Origin of the sequence: Methylobacterium adhaesivum, assembly GCF_022179065.1 — a bacterium.
In the GTDB taxonomy this organism is placed as follows: Bacteria; Pseudomonadota; Alphaproteobacteria; order Rhizobiales; family Beijerinckiaceae; genus Methylobacterium; species Methylobacterium adhaesivum.
Genome location: NZ_BPQD01000001.1, coordinates 536,145 through 554,752, shown reverse-complemented (window position 1 = coordinate 554,752; position 18,608 = coordinate 536,145). Strand labels below are relative to the sequence as shown.

At 68.0% G+C, this 18,608-nt stretch carries 15 protein-coding genes and 1 tRNA gene; 5 read left to right on the top strand and 11 right to left on the bottom strand.

Features of this window, described 5'->3' with window-relative positions; genetic code table 11:
- Positions 1 to 559: 559 nt before the first annotated feature.
- The 5 genes from MFF01_RS02515 to cyoA are packed head-to-tail and all read right to left on the bottom strand — an operon-like array spanning position 560 to position 5,683.
- Positions 560 to 1,282, bottom strand: a complete 723-nt coding sequence (locus tag MFF01_RS02515) for an SURF1 family protein (protein ID WP_238221580.1) — start codon at positions 1,280 to 1,282, stop codon at positions 560 to 562.
- 22 nt (positions 1,283 to 1,304) lie between these two features.
- Positions 1,305 to 1,763 (bottom strand): cytochrome o ubiquinol oxidase subunit IV, encoded by a 459-nt coding sequence (cyoD, locus tag MFF01_RS02510; protein ID WP_238221578.1) that lies wholly within the window; start codon positions 1,761 to 1,763, stop codon positions 1,305 to 1,307.
- Positions 1,763 to 2,410, bottom strand: a complete 648-nt coding sequence (gene cyoC, locus MFF01_RS02505; protein WP_238221576.1) for a cytochrome o ubiquinol oxidase subunit III — start codon at positions 2,408 to 2,410, stop codon at positions 1,763 to 1,765. The genes cyoD and cyoC overlap by 1 nt, the downstream gene beginning before the upstream one ends.
- A 5-nt stretch (positions 2,411 to 2,415) precedes the next feature.
- Complete coding sequence (cyoB, locus tag MFF01_RS02500) at positions 2,416 to 4,419, bottom strand: cytochrome o ubiquinol oxidase subunit I (RefSeq protein ID WP_238221574.1); 2,004 nt, start codon at positions 4,417 to 4,419, stop codon at positions 2,416 to 2,418.
- A gap of 58 nt (positions 4,420 to 4,477) precedes the next feature.
- Positions 4,478 to 5,683 (bottom strand): ubiquinol oxidase subunit II, encoded by a 1,206-nt coding sequence (gene cyoA, locus MFF01_RS02495; RefSeq protein ID WP_238221570.1) that lies wholly within the window; start codon positions 5,681 to 5,683, stop codon positions 4,478 to 4,480.
- Between the two features lie 364 nt (positions 5,684 to 6,047).
- On the opposite strand from cyoA, the gene MFF01_RS02490 reads away from it, so the two are divergent.
- A complete protein-coding gene (locus tag MFF01_RS02490; protein ID WP_238221568.1) occupies positions 6,048 to 7,382 on the top strand; it encodes an MFS transporter in 1,335 nt (444 codons plus the stop codon).
- A gap of 104 nt (positions 7,383 to 7,486) precedes the next feature.
- On the opposite strand, the gene yacG is transcribed toward MFF01_RS02490, so the two are convergent.
- Positions 7,487 to 7,693 (bottom strand): DNA gyrase inhibitor YacG, encoded by a 207-nt coding sequence (yacG, locus tag MFF01_RS02485; RefSeq protein ID WP_238221566.1) that lies wholly within the window; start codon positions 7,691 to 7,693, stop codon positions 7,487 to 7,489.
- A complete protein-coding gene (locus MFF01_RS02480; protein ID WP_238221564.1) occupies positions 7,690 to 8,340 on the bottom strand; it encodes a Maf-like protein in 651 nt (216 codons plus the stop codon). Before MFF01_RS02480 ends, yacG begins: the two co-directional genes overlap by 4 nt.
- Before the next feature lie 214 nt (positions 8,341 to 8,554).
- On the opposite strand from MFF01_RS02480, the gene MFF01_RS02475 reads away from it, so the two are divergent.
- A tRNA-Gly gene (locus tag MFF01_RS02475) sits at positions 8,555 to 8,628 on the top strand.
- A 73-nt stretch (positions 8,629 to 8,701) separates the two neighbouring features.
- Here the strand turns inward: MFF01_RS02475 and MFF01_RS02470 are convergent.
- From MFF01_RS02470 to MFF01_RS02460, 3 genes are read right to left on the bottom strand one after another with little or no spacing between them, the layout of a single operon-like run.
- A complete protein-coding gene (locus tag MFF01_RS02470) occupies positions 8,702 to 9,208 on the bottom strand; it encodes an ureidoglycolate lyase (protein WP_238221645.1) in 507 nt (168 codons plus the stop codon).
- A gap of 17 nt (positions 9,209 to 9,225) precedes the next feature.
- A complete protein-coding gene (locus tag MFF01_RS02465) occupies positions 9,226 to 10,062 on the bottom strand; it encodes a bifunctional allantoicase/(S)-ureidoglycine aminohydrolase (protein WP_238221562.1) in 837 nt (278 codons plus the stop codon).
- 36 nt (positions 10,063 to 10,098) lie between these two features.
- Positions 10,099 to 11,409 (bottom strand): dicarboxylate/amino acid:cation symporter, encoded by a 1,311-nt coding sequence (locus tag MFF01_RS02460; RefSeq protein WP_238221560.1) that lies wholly within the window; start codon positions 11,407 to 11,409, stop codon positions 10,099 to 10,101.
- A gap of 218 nt (positions 11,410 to 11,627) precedes the next feature.
- Between MFF01_RS02460 and MFF01_RS02455 the strand changes: the two genes are divergently transcribed.
- A complete protein-coding gene (locus MFF01_RS02455) occupies positions 11,628 to 12,533 on the top strand; it encodes a LysR family transcriptional regulator (protein WP_238221559.1) in 906 nt (301 codons plus the stop codon).
- Positions 12,534 to 12,688: 155 nt separating this feature from the next.
- On the top strand, positions 12,689 to 13,690 hold the full coding sequence (locus tag MFF01_RS02450; protein ID WP_238221557.1) for a catalase family peroxidase: 1,002 nt from the start codon (positions 12,689 to 12,691) through the stop codon (positions 13,688 to 13,690).
- A 407-nt stretch (positions 13,691 to 14,097) separates the two neighbouring features.
- On the opposite strand, the gene MFF01_RS02445 is transcribed toward MFF01_RS02450, so the two are convergent.
- Positions 14,098 to 17,268 carry an efflux RND transporter permease subunit gene (locus MFF01_RS02445; protein WP_238221554.1) on the bottom strand — a complete coding sequence of 1,057 codons (3,171 nt, stop codon included), beginning with the start codon at positions 17,266 to 17,268 and terminating at the stop codon, positions 14,098 to 14,100.
- A gap of 130 nt (positions 17,269 to 17,398) precedes the next feature.
- On the opposite strand from MFF01_RS02445, the gene MFF01_RS02440 reads away from it, so the two are divergent.
- Positions 17,399 to 18,598 (top strand): efflux RND transporter periplasmic adaptor subunit, encoded by a 1,200-nt coding sequence (locus tag MFF01_RS02440; protein WP_373319595.1) that lies wholly within the window; start codon positions 17,399 to 17,401, stop codon positions 18,596 to 18,598.
- The last annotated feature ends 10 nt before the right edge of the window (positions 18,599 to 18,608 follow it).

The window sequence follows — 18,608 nt, the reverse complement described above, 5'->3', positions numbered from 1 at the left end:
GCCGGATCGCTCCGGAAACTCAAGATCAACCAGACGGTGGTTGCCCACACGAAACCCGGTTGCCAGACTTGGAAAACCGTGGTACCGAACCCACCATCGGTGGGCCGTCCCAGCGGTTCGGAGCGTCTAGAGCCCCGTCGCCGCCCTGTCAACCTGGACAATCCAGCGAACCCGCCAAACCATCCAACCGACAGAACAACATCCAAGAGACAAAAACAGTGGACCATCCAGCCAGAGCCGGATCATCCATCCGCTAAATCTCCAAGATGACCGGCAAACCGCCCCGCCAGATCCCGTAAGACCCGCTGGCCGCCGCCGATGAACAGGCTTCTAGAGGCCGCCCCGCCCACCGTCAACCGCGAAATGACCGCCACGCGCATTTTTTGCGACAGGTCCAAGACAGCCCGCCCCAAACCCCTGAATTCGCTCGCAAACGCCGTTTCGTGACGGGGATGGCGCGTGCCAGGGGTCGCGCGCGTGCCCCCTCCCCTCTTCCGTAGCCGCACTGTTCGGCGGTGGCGGGCCTCGTCCGAAAAGCCCCCTCCCCTGCCCCGGTGTCTCAGGCACGCCGTCGCGTGCGGGCGGCGTCGCGCAAGGCGTAGGCCGCCGCGCCCAGCACCATGGCGGCGAGGGCGAACCAGGTCAGGGCATAGACGAGGTGGTTGTCGGGAAACGCCACGACGGTGAGGCCGCCCAGCGGCAGGCCGCCGGGATTGGGCGTCGCATCGGCGTCGATGAAGTAGGGGGCGGCGGCCGTCACGCCGCGGGCGGCCGCGATCGCGGTGACGTCGCGCGAGAACCAGCGATTGGCCGGCGGATCGTTGCTGCGCAGGAATGCGCCGCCGGGCTCCGAGAGGCGCAGCAGGCCGGCCACATGCACGGGCCCGGTGAGCTGGCCGGCCGACCGTGTGGCGGGATCGCGCCGGTCGGTCGGGACGAAACCGCGGTTGATCAGGATCGCCCGGCTGTCCCCGCCCTCCAGGGGGGTGAGCACCCAGAACCCGGCGCCGGCTTCCGTGACGGCCTGGACCAGGGTCTCGCGGTCGTGGCGAAACACGCCGTCAGCGAAGACGTGGCGGTAGGGATCGCAATCGGCGTTTGCGCAATCCGTGGGGGCCGGTACGGGCGCGGCGTGGATGCGGGCTTCGACGCGGGCGACGAGGTCGTGCTTCCAGGCGCGGCGCTGGAGCTGCCAGACGCCGAGGGCCACGAGGCCGGCGGCGAGGAGGCCGGCGAGCAGTCCGAATAACCAGGGGCCGGAACGGAAACGGGCCGCACTCATGGAATGCGGCCCGGACGATCGGTCAATGGTTGTGCTGATGCGTCGCCGGCGCCGGGCCCGCCGTGCCGGGCTCGACCGGCATCGATTGGGGCGCGGGCATGTGCATGCCGTGGTCGGCCGGCATCATGTTGGTATCGAGGTGGTACATCACCCACACGGAGCCCACGAGGGTGATGAGCACGAGGGTCAGGGTGAAGATCAGGGCGAGGATCGTCCAACCCCCTTCCGACTTCGTGTTCATGTGCAGGAAGTAGACCATGTGGACCACGATCTGCACCACGGCGAAGCCCATGACGATGATGCCGGTGAGGCGGGGATTGCCGAGGACATCGGACATCACCAGCCAGAACGGGATCGCCGTCAGGATCACCGACAGGACGAAGCCCGTCATGTAGCCCCGGAACGAGCCGTGCCCGCCCGGCATCTCGTGCACCTCATGGCCGCTGCCACGGACGTGCGCGTCCTCCGTTGCGGCGCTCATCAAAGGACTCCCATGAGGTAGACGAAGGTGAACACGCCGATCCAGACCACGTCGAGGAAGTGCCAGAACATCGACAGGCACAGGAGGCGGCGCTTGTTGGCATCGCCGAGACCGCGCATGTGCGCCTGGACCATCAGGACCACGAGCCAGACGAGGCCGAGGCTGACGTGGAGGCCGTGGGTGCCCACCAGGGTGAAGAACGCCGAGAGGAAACCGCTGCGCTGGGGTGTGGCCCCCTCGTGGATGAGGTGGTGGAACTCGTAGAGTTCGAGGCCGATGAAGCACAGGCCGAACAGGCCGGTGATCGCGAGCCAGAGCTGCATCCGGTCCTGATCGTCCTTCTCCATCGCCAGCATGGCGAAGCCATAGGTGATGGAGGAGAACAGCAGCATCGAGGTGTTCAACGCCACGAGCTTCAGATCGAACAGGTCCTTCGGCGAAGGACCGGCCGCGTAGTTGCGCCCGAGGACCGCGTAGACCGCGAAGAGCGCCGCGAAGATGAGGCAGTCGCTCATGAGGTAGAGCCAGAAGCCCAGCATCGTCCCGTTCTCGGGATGATGCCGGCCCTCGGCGTCGAGGAAGACCGGGGTGTCCCCCGGCCCCTGGAAGTCTTCGGCGGTCAGAGCCGCCGTGGAATGCGCCGCCATGGTGTTCAGACTCGTTCCGCGAGAAGGGCCGTGCGCGCATTCTCCGTCCGCACGACCTCGTCGACGGGGATGTAGAAGTCGCGGGCGTAGTTGAAGGTATGGCCGATGGCGACCACCGCGATCGCCACGAAGCTGAGCGCCGCGAGCCACCAGATGTACCAGATCATCGCGAACGAGAAGACGATGCTGAGCACGCCGAGGATGATGCCCGCCGCGGTGCTGCGCGGCATATGGATCTTCTGGAACCCGCTGACCGGACGCGTGTAACCGCGCTTCTTCATGTCCCACCACGCGTCATGGTCGTGGACCACGGGCGTGAAGGCGAAGTTGTAGTCCGGCGGCGGCGAGGAGGTCGCCCATTCCAGGGTGCGGCCGTTCCACGGGTCGCCGGTCACGTCGCGCAGCTCCTCGCGGCGGAGGAAGCTGACCACGAGGGTGACGGCGAACGAGGCGATGCCGAGCAGGATGAGGAACGCCCCGAAGGCCGCGATGATGAACCAGATCTGCAGCGAAGGATCGTCGAAGTGCTGCACGCGGCGCGTCACGCCCATGAGGCCGAGCACGTAGAGCGGCGCGAAGGCGAACCAGAAGCCCGTGAGCCAGAACCAGAACGAGGTCTTGCCCCAGAACGGATCGAGCTTGTAGCCGAACGCCTTCGGGAACCAGTAGGTGATCCCGGCCAGCATCCCGAACAGCACGCCGCCGATGATGACGTTGTGGAAGTGCGCGATGAGGAACAGGGAGTTGTGGAGCACGAAGTCGGCCGGGGGGACGGCCAGCAGCACGCCGGTCATGCCGCCGATGGTGAAGGTCACCATGAAGCCGACGGTCCAGAGCATCGGCACGTCGAAGTCGATGCGGCCTTTGTACATGGTGAACAGCCAGTTGAAGATCTTGGCGCCCGTCGGGATCGAGATGATCATCGTCGTGATGCCGAAGAACGAGTTCACGCTGGCGCCGGAGCCCATGGTGAAAAAGTGGTGCAGCCACACGAGGTAGGACAGGATCGTGATCACCACGGTGGCGTAGACCATGGAGGCGTAGCCGAAGAGGCGCTTGCGCGAGAACGTCGCGGTGATCTCCGAGAACACGCCGAAGGCCGGCAGGATGAGGATGTAGACCTCCGGGTGACCCCAGATCCAGATGAGGTTCACGTACATCATCGGGTTACCGCCGAGGTCGTTCGAGAAGAAATGCGTGCCCACGTAGCGGTCGAGGGACAGCATCGCCAGAACGGCGGTGAGGATCGGGAAGGCGGCGACGATGAGGATGTTGGTGCAGAGCGCCGTCCAGGTGAAAATCGGCATCTTCATCATGCTCATGCCGGGGGCGCGCATCTTCACGATGGTGGCGATGAGATTGATGCCGGACAGGAGCGTGCCGATGCCGGCGATCTGCAGGGCCCAGATGTAGTAGTCGACGCCGACGCCAGGGCTCATGGCCGGGCCTGAGAGCGGCGGATAGGCGAGCCAGCCCGTGCGGGCGAATTCACCGACGAACAGCGAGGCCATGACGGTCACGGCGCCCGCCACCGTCATCCAGAAGCTGAAGTTGTTCAGGAACGGGAAGGCCACGTCGCGGGCGCCGATCTGGAGCGGCACGACGAAGTTCATCAGGCCCGTCACCAGCGGCATCGCCACGAAGAAGATCATGATCACGCCATGCGCCGTGAAGATCTGGTCGTAGTGATGCGGCGGCAGATAGCCCTCGACGTCGCCGAAGGCCATGGCCTGCTGGGCGCGCATCATAAGGGCGTCGGCAAAGCCGCGCAGGAGCATGACGAGGGCCAGCACGATGTACATGATGCCGATCTTCTTGTGATCGACGCTCGTGAACCAGTCCCGCCACAGGGGTCCCCAGAGGCGGAAATAGGTGAGACCGCCCAGCACCGCGACGCCGCCGAGGCCGACCATGGCGAAGGTGATGAGGAGGATCGGTTCATGCAGGGGCACGGCGTCGAGCGTCAGACGCCCGAACAGGAGCTTCTGGAGATCCGGATTGGAGAACATGGGCCTGTCTCGTGAGAGGAGTGCCGAACGGCGTCGCGGGCGACGATGAGCGTCCGCGTTATTTGTTGAGCTGACCGGGGGCGACGGGATCGGCGCCGCTCGGCCCGTCGCTGGGGGACGTACCGTGATCCCCGTGACCGGCGTGGCCGTCATGCCCGGTCCCCGGCTGCTCGGCGGCACCGCGGGGCGTCACGTCGGGGGCGATGGATTTCGGCTTCATGCCCTGGGGCTGCTCGGAGCTGTGCGATTCGCGGCCCGAACCGCCGACCGTGGCGGCGTTGCCCTCGTCGCCGCGCTCGGCGTAGCGGTTGTCGTATTCGAGGCGGGCGCGGTTGGCGTGGCTGTCCTTGCCGGCGCCGCCCTTGGCGTCGATGGCCATCATCTCGTGCATGCACATCTTGCCCGGCACGGCGCACATGTTGAGGATCTGGCCGTAGAGACCGGAATCGACGGAGGAGTAGAACCGCACGGGCTCGCGCTCGCTCGGGCGCTCGAGTTCGAGGTAGGCGTCGCGGCTGAGGGGCTTGTTCGCCTGCTTGGCCTTGGCCACCCAGGCGTCGAAGCCCGCCTGATCCAGGCCGATGAAGCGGAAGTTCATGCGCGAGAAGCCCGAACCGCTGTAGTTGGCCGACTGGCCCTCATACATTCCGGCCTTGTTGATCACCGCGTGCAGCTTCGTCTCCATGCCGGGCATGGCGTAGATCTGTCCGGCCAAAGCGGGAATGAAGAACGAGTTCATCACCGTGGCGGCCGTGATCTTGAAGGTGATGGGCACATCGACGGGGGCGGCGATCTCATTGACGGTGGCGATGCCCTGATCTGGGTAGAAGAACAGCCACTTCCAATCGAGTGCGACGACCTCGACCACGAGGGGCTTCACGCCCTCCGGCAGGGGCCGCGACGCGTCGATGCGGCTCAGGGGCCGGTAGGGATCGAGGGTGTGGGTGCTGATCCAGGTCAGGGCGCCGAGCGCCACGACGATCACCAGGGGGGCCGACCAGATCAGCACCTCGAGGTGAGTCGAGTGATGCCAGTCGGGATCGTAGGCGGCCTCGGTGTTGGACTGGCGGTAGCGCCACGCGAAGAACAGGGTCGCGGCGATGACCGGGATAATAATGAGCAGCATCAGCCCGGTGGAGGCCAGGATGAGATCGCGTTGCCGCATGGCGATGTCGCCCGACGGATTCATGAGCACCATGTTGCACCCCGAGAGGAGGCCGAACACGGGCAGAAGGAGGAGCGTGCGAAGGAATCTGACGGTCATGGGATCGGGCAGACGCGAACTCGATGATGCCGCCCGTGCCGTGCCGCCCAGCGGCGCCACGTCGAACGTGCCGCCTAGTGCGCTGCAACCGGCCGGCCTGACAAGGGGAAAGGTATGCTCTCAGGTAGGCGTGCGGAGCATAGCCAAACCCCCTCGCACGAGGCAATGTGCTTTCCCGCCGCCGGGACAATCCGCCGGGTGCGACAGGACGGCACCACGCTCATCGCCGCCCTGCCCCGCGCCGGCCGACCTTGCGCTTTGACGTGGGCCGGTGGCAGGCCATAATCAGGATCGAGATCCGGAGGTCCGCCCGCGCCGACGCGAGGCCTCCTCCACCTTCAAGCGAGCGAGCATACGTCCCCCGATGAGCGCAGATTACGCCGTGCCGTCCTCGACGCCCCTGGAGCGCGACGCACACGCGACCCTCAGCGACCACACGGTCGCCCCCGGCGAGATCGCCATCGGTGTGGTGATCGGCCGAGCCGCCGAGTATTTCGACTTCTTCGTCTACGGCATCGCCTCGGTGCTCATCTTCCCGAAGGTGTTCTTCCCCTTCGCCACGCCGCTCACCGGCACGATCTATTCCTTCGCGCTGTTCGCCCTCGCCTTCGTCGCGCGGCCCATCGGCTCGGCGATCTTCCTCGAGATTGACCGGCGGCACGGGCGCGGGGTCAAGCTCACCATCGCGCTGTTCCTCCTCGGCGGCTCGACGGCGGCCATCGCCTTCCTGCCGAACTACGCGACGCTCGGCGCCACGGCGATCTGGATGCTCGCGGCCTTCCGGTGCGGACAGGGGCTGGCGCTGGGCGGAGCCTGGGACGGCCTCGCTTCGCTGCTGGCCCTCAACGCCCCGGAGAACCGGCGCGGCTGGTACGCGATGATGCCGCAGCTCGGCGCGCCCATCGGCTTCATGCTGGCCTCGGCCCTGTTCGCGTTCTTCCTTGCGAACCTCTCGGAGGCCGACTTCCTCGATTTCGGCTGGCGCTACCCGTTCTTCGTCGCCTTCGCCATCAACGTGGTCGCCCTGTTCGCCCGCCTGCGCCTCGTGGCGACGGAGGAGTTCGTGCGCCTCATCGAGAAGCGTGAACTCGAGCCGACGCCGGCCCTCGAGGCGATGCGGTTCCACGGCCGCGACATCCTCATCGGCGCCTTCGTGCCGCTGGCGAGCTTCGCCCTGTTCCACCTCGTGACGGTGTTCCCGATTTCGTGGATCAACCTGTTCACCAACCGCTCGGTGGGCGAGTTCCTCATGGTGCAGTTCGCCGGAGCCATGCTGGGCGCCGGGGCCATCGTGATCTCGGGCATCGTCGCCGACCAGATCGGGCGCCGTACCCTGGTGGCCGTCTCGGCCGTCCTGATCCTGCTGTTCGCCCTGGCCAGCATCGTCGCCCCCCTGCTCGTGGGCGACAGCGAGGTGGGGCAGACGATCTACGTGCTCGTGGGCTTCGGCCTTCTCGGCCTCTCCTATGGCCAGACCTCGGGCTCGGTGACGAGCAACCTCGGCACCCGCTACCGCTACACCGGCGCGGCCATCACGGCGGATCTCGCCTGGCTCATCGGCGCCGCGTTCGCGCCCCTGGTGGCGCTCAGCCTGTCGAGCGAGTTCGGCCTCGCGTGGGTCGGCGTCTACCTGCTGTCGGGCGCCGTCGCGACCCTCGCGGCCCTGGGCTACAACCGTCGCGCCTCGATCCGGGCCTGAAGACGCCCCCCTGGCCATGGCCGAGGGGGACGCCCGCTCCCGACCCCGTCGGGCCGCATCACGAAAGAGGCCGGGTCCTACGGGGAGCCGGCCTCTTTCGCGTTTTAGCTCGTCTCATCGCGCCCCTCGGGGACGGCATCCTCGTCCTCGTCGTCGGCGGTGGGGATCGCGTAGCGGTCGGTGAGCCAGCGCCCGAGGTCGATGTCGGCGCAGCGTGTCGAGCAGAACGGCCGGACCTCCGCCTTCGTCCGCTTGCCGCAGATCGGGCAGGATTCCGGCAGTTCGGGCGGCCAGGGCAGCGGGCCGGTCATGCCGCGCTCCCCCAGGCGGCGCGCACGGGAAACCCCTCGCCCTCCAGAAGGCTCAGGGTCTCGTAGAGCGGCAGGCCGATCACCGCGCTGTGCGAGCCAACGAGCTTGACCACGAAGGCCTCGGCCAGGCCCTGGATGGCGTAGCCCCCGGCCTTGCCGCGCCATTCCTCGGAGGCGAGGTAGGCCTCGATCTCGCGCCCCGACAGGCGCTTGAACCGCACCCGGGTCTCGACCAGGCGCTCGCGCCGCGTGCCCTTCGGCGACAGGACGCAGACCGCCGTATAGACCCGGTGCTGGCGCCCCGAGAGCAGGCGCAGGCAATCGGCCGCCTCGTCGGCCACCTCGGCCTTGGGCAGGACGCGGCGCCCCACCGCCACCACGGTGTCGGCGGCGATCAGGTAGGCTTGGCGCATGTCGTCGCGCCGCCGGGCGACGTCGCCGGCCGCCGCGAGCTTGTCGCGGGCCAGGCGCCGGGCGAGCTCGCGCGGCGTCTCGGACTTGCGGGGTGTCTCGTCGACGTCGGCCGGCAGCAGCGCGTCGGGCTCGATGCCCGCCTGCTGCAGCAGGGCGAGGCGCCGGGGCGAGGCGGAGGCGAGGACGAGGCGTGCCGCGCCGGCGGGCGGGGACGAAGCGGGGGCGTCTGTCATCGTCAGGGGCGAACCGTCATGCGGAGGAAGCGGGCCGAGGCATCGCGGGCGGCGTGGGATCAGGAAGCGAGACCGCCCGGCACGCCTCCGCCCTATCGGAATCCGGCCCCGATGGGAACGCGGCGCATCCCGTCATCAAGGCCGTGGACAACGCAACCGTCTCTGGTATGGTCCTCCCCGCGACGCGAAGCGTCGCACCGCCTCACAGCGGCGGGCGGGCGTAGTTCAGTGGTAGAACGTCAGCTTCCCAAGCTGAATATGCGGGTTCGATTCCCGCCGCCCGCTCCAAACGGTTCCCTCCTTCGACGATCCGACGACAGGCCCACCGCCCGATGAAGGCGGCCCGCTTCCTCGCGGGCGCTCAGGCCCGTGTCGGCAGGTGGATCGTCCAGGGCTCCGCGAAAGTGTGCTCCTCGAGATTCACGCCCGGGCCGCCGCGGTCGATCACCACGAAATCCTGGGGCGCGCCGAACGGGGTCAGGACCCCGTGCCAGGTGCCGGGGGCGTAGCTCACGCCCTGGCCCGGAGCCGTGACGAAGGCGCGCGGGCGGCCGGGGCGGCCGTCTTCATCCGGGCAGACGACGACGAGGAACGGCGCGGCGTTCAGGGGCACGAAGGCCTGGGCGCCGAGCGGATGGCGCTCGACGAGGCCGACCACCAGGGGCACGGGATAGGGCTCGGCCTCGACGAGGCCGACGACGACCCGGGCCCCCTCCCCCGCGACCGCGATCTCGGCTAGGTCGTGGAAGCGGCGGGCCTTGCCGGCGTTCATGGGCCGGGGCGCGACCTGATCCCGGTCGATGACCCGGCCGAAGGGCGCGAAGGCCGCGGCCGTCAGGGGTTCGGCCGTGACGGCGCGGTCGCTCACCTGGGCGCCCCGCGGGGTCACCGGGCGCTCCGGGGCTTCAGCCCGGCATGGCGGTTCACGTCCTTGTAGAGCAGGTAGCGGAACGGGCCGGGGCCGCCCGCGTAGCAGGCCTGCGGGCAGAAGGCGCGCAGCCACATGAAGTCGCCGGCCTCGACCTCGACCCAGTCGCGGTTGAGCCGGTAGACCGCCTTGCCCTCCAGCACGAACAGGCCGTGCTCCATCACGTGGGTCTCCTCGAAGGGAATCGAGGCGCCGGGGCGCATGGCGACGATGTTCACGTGCATGTCGTGGCGCACGTCGTCGCCGGAAACGAACCGGGTGGTGGCCCAGGCGCCGTCCGTGCCCGGCATGGCGGCGGGCTCCTCCCGGCTCTCGTGGGTGACGAAGGATTCGGGCGCGTCGAGCCCCGGCACCCGCTCGTAGGCCTTGCGGATCCAGTGGAAGCGGGCGGAACTGGCCTCGGCGTTGCGCAGGGACCACGCGGCGCCGGGCGCGAGGTAGACGTAGGAGCCGGGCCGCAGGCCGTGGCTCTGCCCCTCCAGGGTCAGGCTCGGGCGCCCCTCCACCACGAACAACACGCCCTCGGCCTCCGGGTCGGGCTCCGGCCGGTCGCTGCCGCCGCCGGGCGCCACCTCCATGAGGTACTGCGCGAAGGTCTCGGAGAAGCCCGAGAGCGGACGCGACAGCATCCAGGCCCGCGCCCCCTCCCAGAACGGCAGCACGCTCGTGACGATGTCGCTCATCACCCCCCGGGGGATGACGGCGTAGGCTTCCGTGAACACCGCACGCCCGGTCATGAGGGCGGTCTGGGGCGGGAGGCCGCCGCAGGGCGGATTGTAGGAGGAAGCGCTCATGGCGTGTCTCGAACCGTTGTCTCGGGGAGCCGGGCGTCAGGCGGGACGGGCGGTCACGATGGGGGCGTCGAGGGCCGCCGTGGTGTCGACGGGCACGTCGCCGTCGAGGACCCGGTGCGCCTGCGCCCGGTCGATATCACCCTCCCAGGCGGCGATCACCACGGTGGCCACGCAATTGCCGATGAGGTTGCCGAGCGCCCGGGCGATGCCGACGAACCAGTCGATGGACAGGACCAGCACGAGGCCGATCACCGGGATGTCCGGCACCGCCGAGAGGGTGGCGGCCAGCACCACGATGGCCGAGCCCGGAATGCCGTGGGCGCCCTTCGAGGTGAGGAGCGCGATGCCGAGGATGAGCAGCAGGTGGCCGAAGGAGAGATCGGTGTTGGTCGCTTGCGCGATGAACACGGTGGCGAGCGTGAGGTAGAGCGAGAAGGCATCGAGGTTGAACGAGTAGCCCGTGGGGATCACGAGGCCGACCGTGGAATCGCGGATGCCGAGGCGCTCGAGCTTGCGCATCACCTGCGGCAGCACGCTGTCGGAGGAGGCGGTGCCGGCCACCACCATCAGTTCCTCGCGCAGATAGCCTAAGAGCTTGAGGATGCTGAAGCCCGCCGCCCGCATGATGGCGCCGAGCACCACGAACACGAAGAACGCGACGCCGGCATAGAACAGCACCACCAGCACGCCGAGCTGCTTCAACGAGCCGATGCCGTACTTGCCCACCGTGAAGGCCACGGCCCCGAGGACGCCGAGCGGCGCGAGGCGCACGATGAAGCCGATCACCTTGAACAGCACGTTGGTGATGCGCTCGATGCTGTCGGCGAGCGGCTTGCCCTGGTCGCCCAGCAGCGCGAGGCCGGACCCGAACAGGATGGCGATGATGAGCACCTGGAGGATGTCGCCCTTGGCGAAGGCGTCGACCACCGTCGTGGGGATCAGCTTCATGAGGAAGTCGACGGTGCCGGTGACCTGGCCGACCCGGTCGGTGTAGCTCGCCAGCGCCTTGGCATCGAGGGTGGCGGGATCGACGTTCATGCCGCGCCCCGGCTCGAACACGTAGGCGAGGACGATCCCGAGCACGAGGGCGATGGTGGTGACCGCCTCGAAGTAGACCAGGGATTTGAGCCCGACGCGGCCGACCTTGCGCAGGTCCCCGGCCCCCACGATGCCGTGCACGACGACGCCGAACACCAGGGGCGCGATGGCCATCTTGATGAGCTTGATGAAGCCATCGCCGAGGGGCTTCAGGGCCACGGCAAGGTCCGGTCGGACGACGCCGATGACCACGCCGAGGACGAGGGCGGCCACGACCTGCCCGAACAGGGACGCGAAGAAGCGCCTCATGCGAACCTCCCTCTGAATGTTGAAGACCCTCGACGTGCCGGGCGCCCGGCTCCGGTGCGTCGGCAAGTCCCCTGAATTTCAGCAAGACCCACGCCACGCGGGGGCGTGGTGCGGCAGGCTGCCCTCGGAGGGACCGGTCCGCACGATCCACCGGCGATATCTAGACGTCAAATATTCCTTGTGTCTAAGCTGATCTGAAATTCGTATGGATGGCGTCTGTGGAACTCAGACATCTGCGCTACTTCGTGGCCGTCGCGAAGCATCTCAGCTTCACGGCCGCCGCCGAGAGCCTCGGCATCTCGCAGCCGCCCCTGAGCCAGCAGATCCGCACCCTGGAACTCGAGATCGGCACGGATCTGTTCGAGCGGACGACGCGCCGCGTGGTCCTCACCCGCGCCGGGCACGATTTCCTCGCGCGGGCCGAGGCCATCCTCGAGAAGTCCAACGAAGCGATGGGCCGCGCCCGCGCCATCGGCAACGGAACGGCCGGCATCCTCACCATCGGCCTGACCGGCTCGATCCTGGCCGGGCCCCTGGGCGGGATCGTCCACGCCTTCGGACAGCGGCACGGCGACGTCGACCTGCGCTTGCACGAGATGTCGCCCAACCGGCAGATCTTCGCCCTGAAATCGCATCAGGTCGACCTGATCTTCCTGCGAAGCCCGCCCGCCGAGACCGATCTTGCCCTCGAACTGGCGTGGCGCGAGCGGCTGTGCGTCGTGCTGCCGGCGCATCACGACCTCGCGGATCGCGGGGATATCCTCCTCGCCGACCTGCGGCACGAAACGTTCGTCATCCTGAACCCGAACGAATCGCAGTTCGCCCAGGACCTCTGGAACCGGTGCATCGGCGCCGGCTTCACCCCCCGCGTGTCGCAGCAGGTGAACGAGGCGACCTCCCTCGTAAGCCTCGTGGCCGCCGGGCTCGGCATCGCCATCGTGCCGGAATTCGTCGGCCGCCTTCGCCACGACCAGGTGGTGTTCCGCCCCCTCGCCGAATTCGGCACGACGGCCGACGTTCACGCCCTCCACGCCCCGAATGGCGGCCCCATCGTCGAGACGTTCCTGGCCCTCACCCGCGTGCACGCCGAAGCCTTCGCAAACCGCCTGCGGCACGGCGGATAGGCCGACGCGTCGCGCGCACCACGGGCGACGGCCCCGATCCGGCCGCCCGCACACGAAGTCGCTATCGGCAGTCGGATTGCGCACAATCTAGAATCGCTCCATGGTGCCGCCCGGCCCGAACCGCGCGGCCGCCGTTCATCGCCCAGAGGCTTTCCATGGTGTCCCCGTCCTCCTCACCCGGTGCCGTCGCCCTCGGGACTCTCGCCTTGGCGGCAAGCCTGCTCGCCGGGGGGGCTTCGGCGCAGGACGCGGATCCGGGGGCGATCGTGAACGCCCTCGTGGCGGCCGGCGGCAATCAGCCGAAGGTGCGGGCGAGCGGCGCCAAGGGCGTCTGCGTCAAGGGCAGCTTCACGCCCTCGGCCGAGGCGCCGGGCCTGTCGAAGGCCCCGCATTTCACCAGGACCGTGCCGGTCACGGCCCGCTTCTCCATGGGCGGCAGCAACGCGAAAATCTCCGACAAGGCCAAGCCCGTCACCCGCGGGTTCGCCATGCGCCTCGCCGACCCGTCCGGCGACATGGTGTTCGTGGTGATCTCGGCGCCGGTGTTCTCGACGAAGACCCCGCAGCAGCTCCTCGAATTCGCCACCGTGCGGGCGCCGGGGCCGGACGGAAAGCCGGATGCCGACAAGATCAAGGTATTCGCCGCCGCCAATCCCGAGACGACGCGTCAGGCCGCCTGGCTCAACGCCCGGCCCGTGCCGGCGAGCTTCGCGGGCGTCGATTACTGGGGCGTCCACGCCTACACCCTCACGGACGCCAAGGGCGCCGCGACGGTGGCGAAGCTGAAATGGGTGGCGCAGGCCGGCCAGCTCGGCCTCACGGACGACGAGTTGAAGGGCAAACCCGACAGCTTCTATGCCGATGAACTCAAGGAGCGCCTGTCGAAGGAGCCGGCGAAGTTCGACCTCGTCGCCATCCTGGGCGAACCGAACGACCCCGTGAACGACCCGACCGTCGCGTGGCCGGAGGAGAACCGCAAGTCGGTCAAGCTCGGCACGATCGCCATCGCGGCCCTCGAGCCCGATGCCACCTGCGACGCCGCCACCTTCGATCCCGTGGCGGACCTCCCCGAGGGCGTGGCCGGCCCGGCCACGGATCCGATGTTCGCCGTCCGCTCGCCGGCCTACGCGGTGTCCCTGTCCCGCCGGGCGAACTGAGGGCGTCGTCCGGTTCCTCTCTCCGCCGGGGCGGGGAACCGGCCTCGGCGGCCTCGGGCTACCAATGTTCCCCCCCGGTCGCCTGAGCCGTTCGGCGCCCCCGGGAGAGAGCTGCGCGACCGCGTTGAGTGGGGAGCGGACCCCGGCCCTTCGTCCGGAAGCGGACGTTCCGCATTCGACCCAGTGCGGTCATTCAAGCCGGTCTGCCGGCTGCCCGTGAGCGGACCTTCAGCGCTGGCGCATGGGGGATAGGCTGGACACGGAGGAAGCGCTCGCCTTTATCGATCCTCGCGAGGATACAAGAGTTCCCATCTACCAAGCATTCGGCCTGATGGCATAGCTGCGCTCCGCCCTGCGCTCGTCAGGCAATGATGAACCTCCTGCCGAGCCGCGGAAATCAACGACCGTTAGCTTCCGGCTGCCTCAGAGGCCTGAGGGGATACCCGATCGTTTGGGGTACGAGCGGATTCCTCGCCATCTTTGCCGAACAGGCGCTCGAAGGCGACGTAGAAGGTCGGCGTCACGAACAGGGTGACGAAGGTGGCCACCAGCAGGCCGCCGATGACCACGGTGCCCATCGACACCCGGGCGTTGGCGCCTGCGCCGCTGGCGATGGCGAGCGGTACCGACCCCATGATGAAGGCGAACGAGGTCATCAGGATCGGGCGCATGCGCAGCCGCGCGGCGTCCTGCGCGGCCTTGAGCACGTCTTCGCCCTGCTTGCGCAAGTCTTCGGCGAAGGCGACGAGCAGGATCGAGTTCTTGGCGGCCAGCCCGACCAGGAGCAGGAGCCCGACCTGCCCAAAGATGTCGAGGGCGAGGCCTCGGATCGCCAGAAAGGCGATGGCGCCGAAGATCGCAATCGGCGTCCCGAGAAGGATCACGAAGGGCAGGCGCAATGACTCGTACTGCCCGGCCAGGAGGAGGAAGATCATCAGGGTGCCGAGGCCGAAAATCAGGGGCGCGTAGCCGCCGGCAATCTTTTCCTGATAGGCGACGTCGGTCCATTCGACCGCGTAGGTCGAGGGTAGCTTGGCATCGGCCAACGCCTCAATGGCCGCGATGGCCGTTCCGGAACTGGCGTCCGCGGCGGTGTCCACAGCGATCTCGATGGTGGGGTAGGTATTGTAGGACAGGACCGCCGTCGGACCGGTGACGAAGCTGGTCTGGATCAGCGAGCCCACCCGCACAGGTTCGCCACGGCTGTTGAGGACCGTCAGCGCCTCCACGTCCTGGATGGTACGGCGGCCGGAAGCCTCGCTCTGGACGTAGACCTGATAGACGTATCCGAAGCGGTTGAAGAGGTTCACGAAGCTCGAACCGACGTAGGTGCCCAACGCGTCGAAGAGGTTCTGCAGGGGCACGCCGAGTTGCTCCGCCTTGGCCCGGTCGATCTCCAGGCGCATTTGCGGAACGCCGTAAGTTGTGGTCGGAATCGCACGCCCGACCGACGGCAGCTTCTCCATCTCGGCGATGAAGCGGTTGGCGGCTTGCGCCAGCTTCAGACCGCCGGTACCGCTGCGATCCTGGAGCTCCAGGGTCAGGCCGCTGCGCGAGCCGAGGCCGGGAAGCGGGGACGGGTTCACCACGCGGACCTTGCCGTCGGGATCGTGCTTGAAGCGCTCCTGAACCGTGGCGATGACATCGTTCACGCTCTCGGTGCGCTCACCCCACGGCTTCAGCGTCGGGATCTGGAAGCCGTAGAACGGCGCGATGGCGTCGGCCAGGATGCTGCGCCCGGTCACGCCGATGGTGTGCTCCACGCTCGGGATCTCGCGCAGCGCTTGCCCGAGACGGTCGACCATCACGTTGGTGCGGGCCACCGAGGCCCCCTTGGGCAGGACCACGTCGGCGAAGAAGTAGCCCTGGTCCTCGTCCGGCACGAATCCGGAGGGTCGCGCCATGGTCATCCACACGGTGAGGGCCGCGAAGGCGACGAAGGCGATGGCGACAAGGGCGACATGACTGGTCAGCCAACCAATCGTGCTGACGAGACGACGGCTCGCCCCTTCCAGCACGCGATTGAACCAACGCAGGGGAGCTCGCAATAGGCTCTCATCCTTCGCGTCATGGTCGCGGTGCTTGAGGATCAGCCCGCAGAGCGCCGGCGTGAGGGTGAGCGAGACCACCGCGGAGATCATCACCGAGATGGCGATGGTCAGGGCGAACTGATTGTAGAGCTTGCCCGTAAGGCCGGGGATGAAGGCCACCGGCACGAACAGGGCGGCCAGGACCAGGGTCGTGGCGATCACCGGCCCGGCGACCTCGGTGACGGCCTCCCGGGACGCTTGGCGGGGCTCCATGCCCTCGTCCATCAGGCGCTCGGTGTTCTCGACGACGATGATGGCGTCGTCGACGACGAGGCCCACCGCCAGCACCATGCCGAGCAGGCTGAGGGTATTGAACGAGAAGCCGAGCAGAGCCATCGGCCCGAAGGTGCCGACCAGCGCCACCGGGACCGCGATGGCCGGGATCAGGGTGGCGCGCCAGTTCTGGAGGAAGAGGTAGGTAACGATCACCACGAGCGCGAGCGCCTCGAACAGCGTCCGCACCACCTCGAAGATCGCCTCCTTCACGAACTCGGTCCGGTCGAGGGCGATGCGATACTTCAGCCCCGGCGGAAAGCGCTTGGCGAGGTCCTTCATCGTTTCGCGGGCGCCGTCCATCACCTGCACCGCATTGGCGTCGGGGTTTTGGTAGAGACCGAGGGTAGCGGAGGCCGAACCGTCGAAGCTCGACCGGACTCCGTATTGCTCGGATCCCAGTTCGACCCTGGCGACGTCCCGGATACGGACCACGGACCCGTCCGGGTTGGCGCGCAGGAGGATGTTCCCGAACTCCTCCGGCTTACGCAAGCGTCCCTGGGTAACGAGCTGCAACTCGAAGGCAGTGGCCTGGTCGACCGGCGGCTTGCCGAGGGTGCCGGTGGTGATCTGCGCGTTCTGTTGGCTGATGGCGTCGTTAACCGCGCCAGGGCCGATCCCGAGGGCCTCCATCTTCATCGGATCGAGCCACACGCGCATGGCGTAGCGCTTGTTCGAGAAGTTGACGATGCGGCCCATGCCCTGCACCCGACGCAGCGGCTTGATCACCTGGGTTTCGGCCCAATTGGCCAGGAACAGCTCGTCGTAGGGGGAGCCTTCGTCGGCGTAGAGCACGATGTTGCCGAGACGCTGGCGCGAGCTCTTCGTGATTTCGAGGCCCTGCGCGTTCACCGAGGGCGGCAGCTTGGCCTCCGCCCTGTTGGCGCGGGTCAGAACTTCCGCGGCGGCGGCGTCGAGGTCCGAGCCGACGTCGAAGGTCGCGTCCATGCTGACGCTGCCGTCGGTGTTGCTGGTCGAGCTGATGTAGAGCAGGTTCTGCGCGCCGTTGATCTCCTGCTCCAGCGGGATCGCGATGGCGTCGTAGGCCTGCTGCGCGCTGGCGCCGGGATACGTCGCCTGGATGTTGATGATCGGCGGGGCGATCTCCGGGAACTGCGCAATCGGCAGGGTGAGACCCGCGACGGCACCGATCAGCGTGATGAGCACGGAGATGACGCCGGCGAGCACCGGCCGGTCGACGAAGCGGGCAAACATGCGGGCACGTGGCTTCCGGTCCAGGGCCGGATGCGGGGACCCCGCGATGCAACGTCTCGTCCCCAGGCGTGTTCCTCTCGCGCTGGGCGGTCGCGGTGGCCGGCCCCATCGGTCTTAAGGAGCATCGTTGGTGCGGGCAGCAGTCGGATACGGTGTCGGGGCGGGACTGATCGTCCTGCTGGGCGCGGGTGGCTGGTACATGGCCGGGCGCCCCTCGCCGGACCGGATCGTGGCCGCCCTGCCATTCGTCGGCACAAAGGAAAGCTTGAAGGCCAAGGAGCCTCCCCTGGAGGTCCGGGTCATCGTCGCCCGCAAGCGTCAGGTGCCCATCGCCTTCACGTACACCGGCACGATCATCGCGCAGCAGGACGCGACCCTGCAGGCCCGGGTGACCGGCAACGTGACGGAGCGGCCCTTCCAGCCGGGCGGACACGTGAAGAAGGGGCAGGTCCTGTTCCGCATCGATCCACGCCCCTTCGAGGTCGCACTGCAGACAGCGAAGTCCCAGGCGGCGCAGGCACAGGCGCAGCTCACCTTCGCCCAGGCGGAGGTCGACCGCACCGAGTCCCTGGCCGACAAGGGCTATGCCACCGAGCAACGGTTCCAGCAGCTGCAGTCGAACCGGACCTCCGCCGTCGCCCAGGTCCAGGGGGCCGAGGCCGCGATTGCCAAGCAGAACCTGAACCTGGATTACGCCATCGTGAACGCGCCCTTCGACGGACGCGCCAGCCTTTCGACGATCAATCCCGGCGACCTCGTGATCGAGAACCAGACCCAGCTCGTCTCGGTCGTGCAGCTCGATCCCATCGACATCCAGATGGCCCTTTCCTCGGAGGACTCCGAGACGATCCGGGCGGCGATGAAGGACGGAAGCGTCACGGTCGCCGTCCTCGACGCCGAGGGCAAGACCGTTCGCGAGGCCAGGATCTACCAGCTCGACAACCGCTTCGATCCCCGAACTGCCCGTCGTCTCGTCCGGGCGTTGATGCCCAACACCGACGAGCGCTTCCTGCCCGGGCAGTTCGTGCGCGCCAAGATCCAGACCGGCACGAAGGACAGGCTGCTGGTCCCCACCGTGTCCCTGGATGCGCAACTCGCGCAGCAGATCGTCTACGTCGTTGACGGGAACGGCACGGTGCAACAGCGGCCCGTGACCACCGGCGATGCCTATGGCGACGACACCGCGATCCTGGATGGGCTCTCGGACGGCGACCGGGTGGTGGTCGACCACCTTCAGGACATGCGCCAGAACCTGAGGGTCGTCGTCCGACCGGACGCCGACGCCGGTCGGGAAGGCAAGGCCGGTCACGCCGTGAACGGACCCGGATAGGGTCGATGAC

Excerpts from the sequence above, each read along its gene's own strand:
- cyoC (WP_238221576.1), bottom strand. The coding sequence starts at position 2,410 with ATGGCGGCGCATTCCACGGCGGCTCTGACCGCCGAAGACTTCCAGGGG.
- yacG (WP_238221566.1), bottom strand. The coding sequence starts at position 7,693 with ATGACCGGCCCGCTGCCCTGGCCGCCCGAACTGCCGGAATCCTGCCCG.
- MFF01_RS02450 (WP_238221557.1), top strand. The coding sequence starts at position 12,689 with ATGGTGTCCCCGTCCTCCTCACCCGGTGCCGTCGCCCTCGGGACTCTC.
- MFF01_RS02465 (WP_238221562.1), bottom strand. The coding sequence starts at position 10,062 with ATGAGCGCTTCCTCCTACAATCCGCCCTGCGGCGGCCTCCCGCCCCAG.
- MFF01_RS02490 (WP_238221568.1), top strand. The coding sequence starts at position 6,048 with ATGAGCGCAGATTACGCCGTGCCGTCCTCGACGCCCCTGGAGCGCGAC.
- cyoB (WP_238221574.1), bottom strand. The coding sequence starts at position 4,419 with ATGTTCTCCAATCCGGATCTCCAGAAGCTCCTGTTCGGGCGTCTGACG.
- MFF01_RS02460 (WP_238221560.1), bottom strand. The coding sequence starts at position 11,409 with ATGAGGCGCTTCTTCGCGTCCCTGTTCGGGCAGGTCGTGGCCGCCCTC.
- cyoA (WP_238221570.1), bottom strand. The coding sequence starts at position 5,683 with ATGACCGTCAGATTCCTTCGCACGCTCCTCCTTCTGCCCGTGTTCGGC.
- MFF01_RS02515 (WP_238221580.1), bottom strand. The coding sequence starts at position 1,282 with ATGAGTGCGGCCCGTTTCCGTTCCGGCCCCTGGTTATTCGGACTGCTC.
- MFF01_RS02480 (WP_238221564.1), bottom strand. The coding sequence starts at position 8,340 with ATGACAGACGCCCCCGCTTCGTCCCCGCCCGCCGGCGCGGCACGCCTC.
- cyoD (WP_238221578.1), bottom strand. The coding sequence starts at position 1,763 with ATGAGCGCCGCAACGGAGGACGCGCACGTCCGTGGCAGCGGCCATGAG.
- MFF01_RS02445 (WP_238221554.1), bottom strand. The coding sequence starts at position 17,268 with ATGTTTGCCCGCTTCGTCGACCGGCCGGTGCTCGCCGGCGTCATCTCC.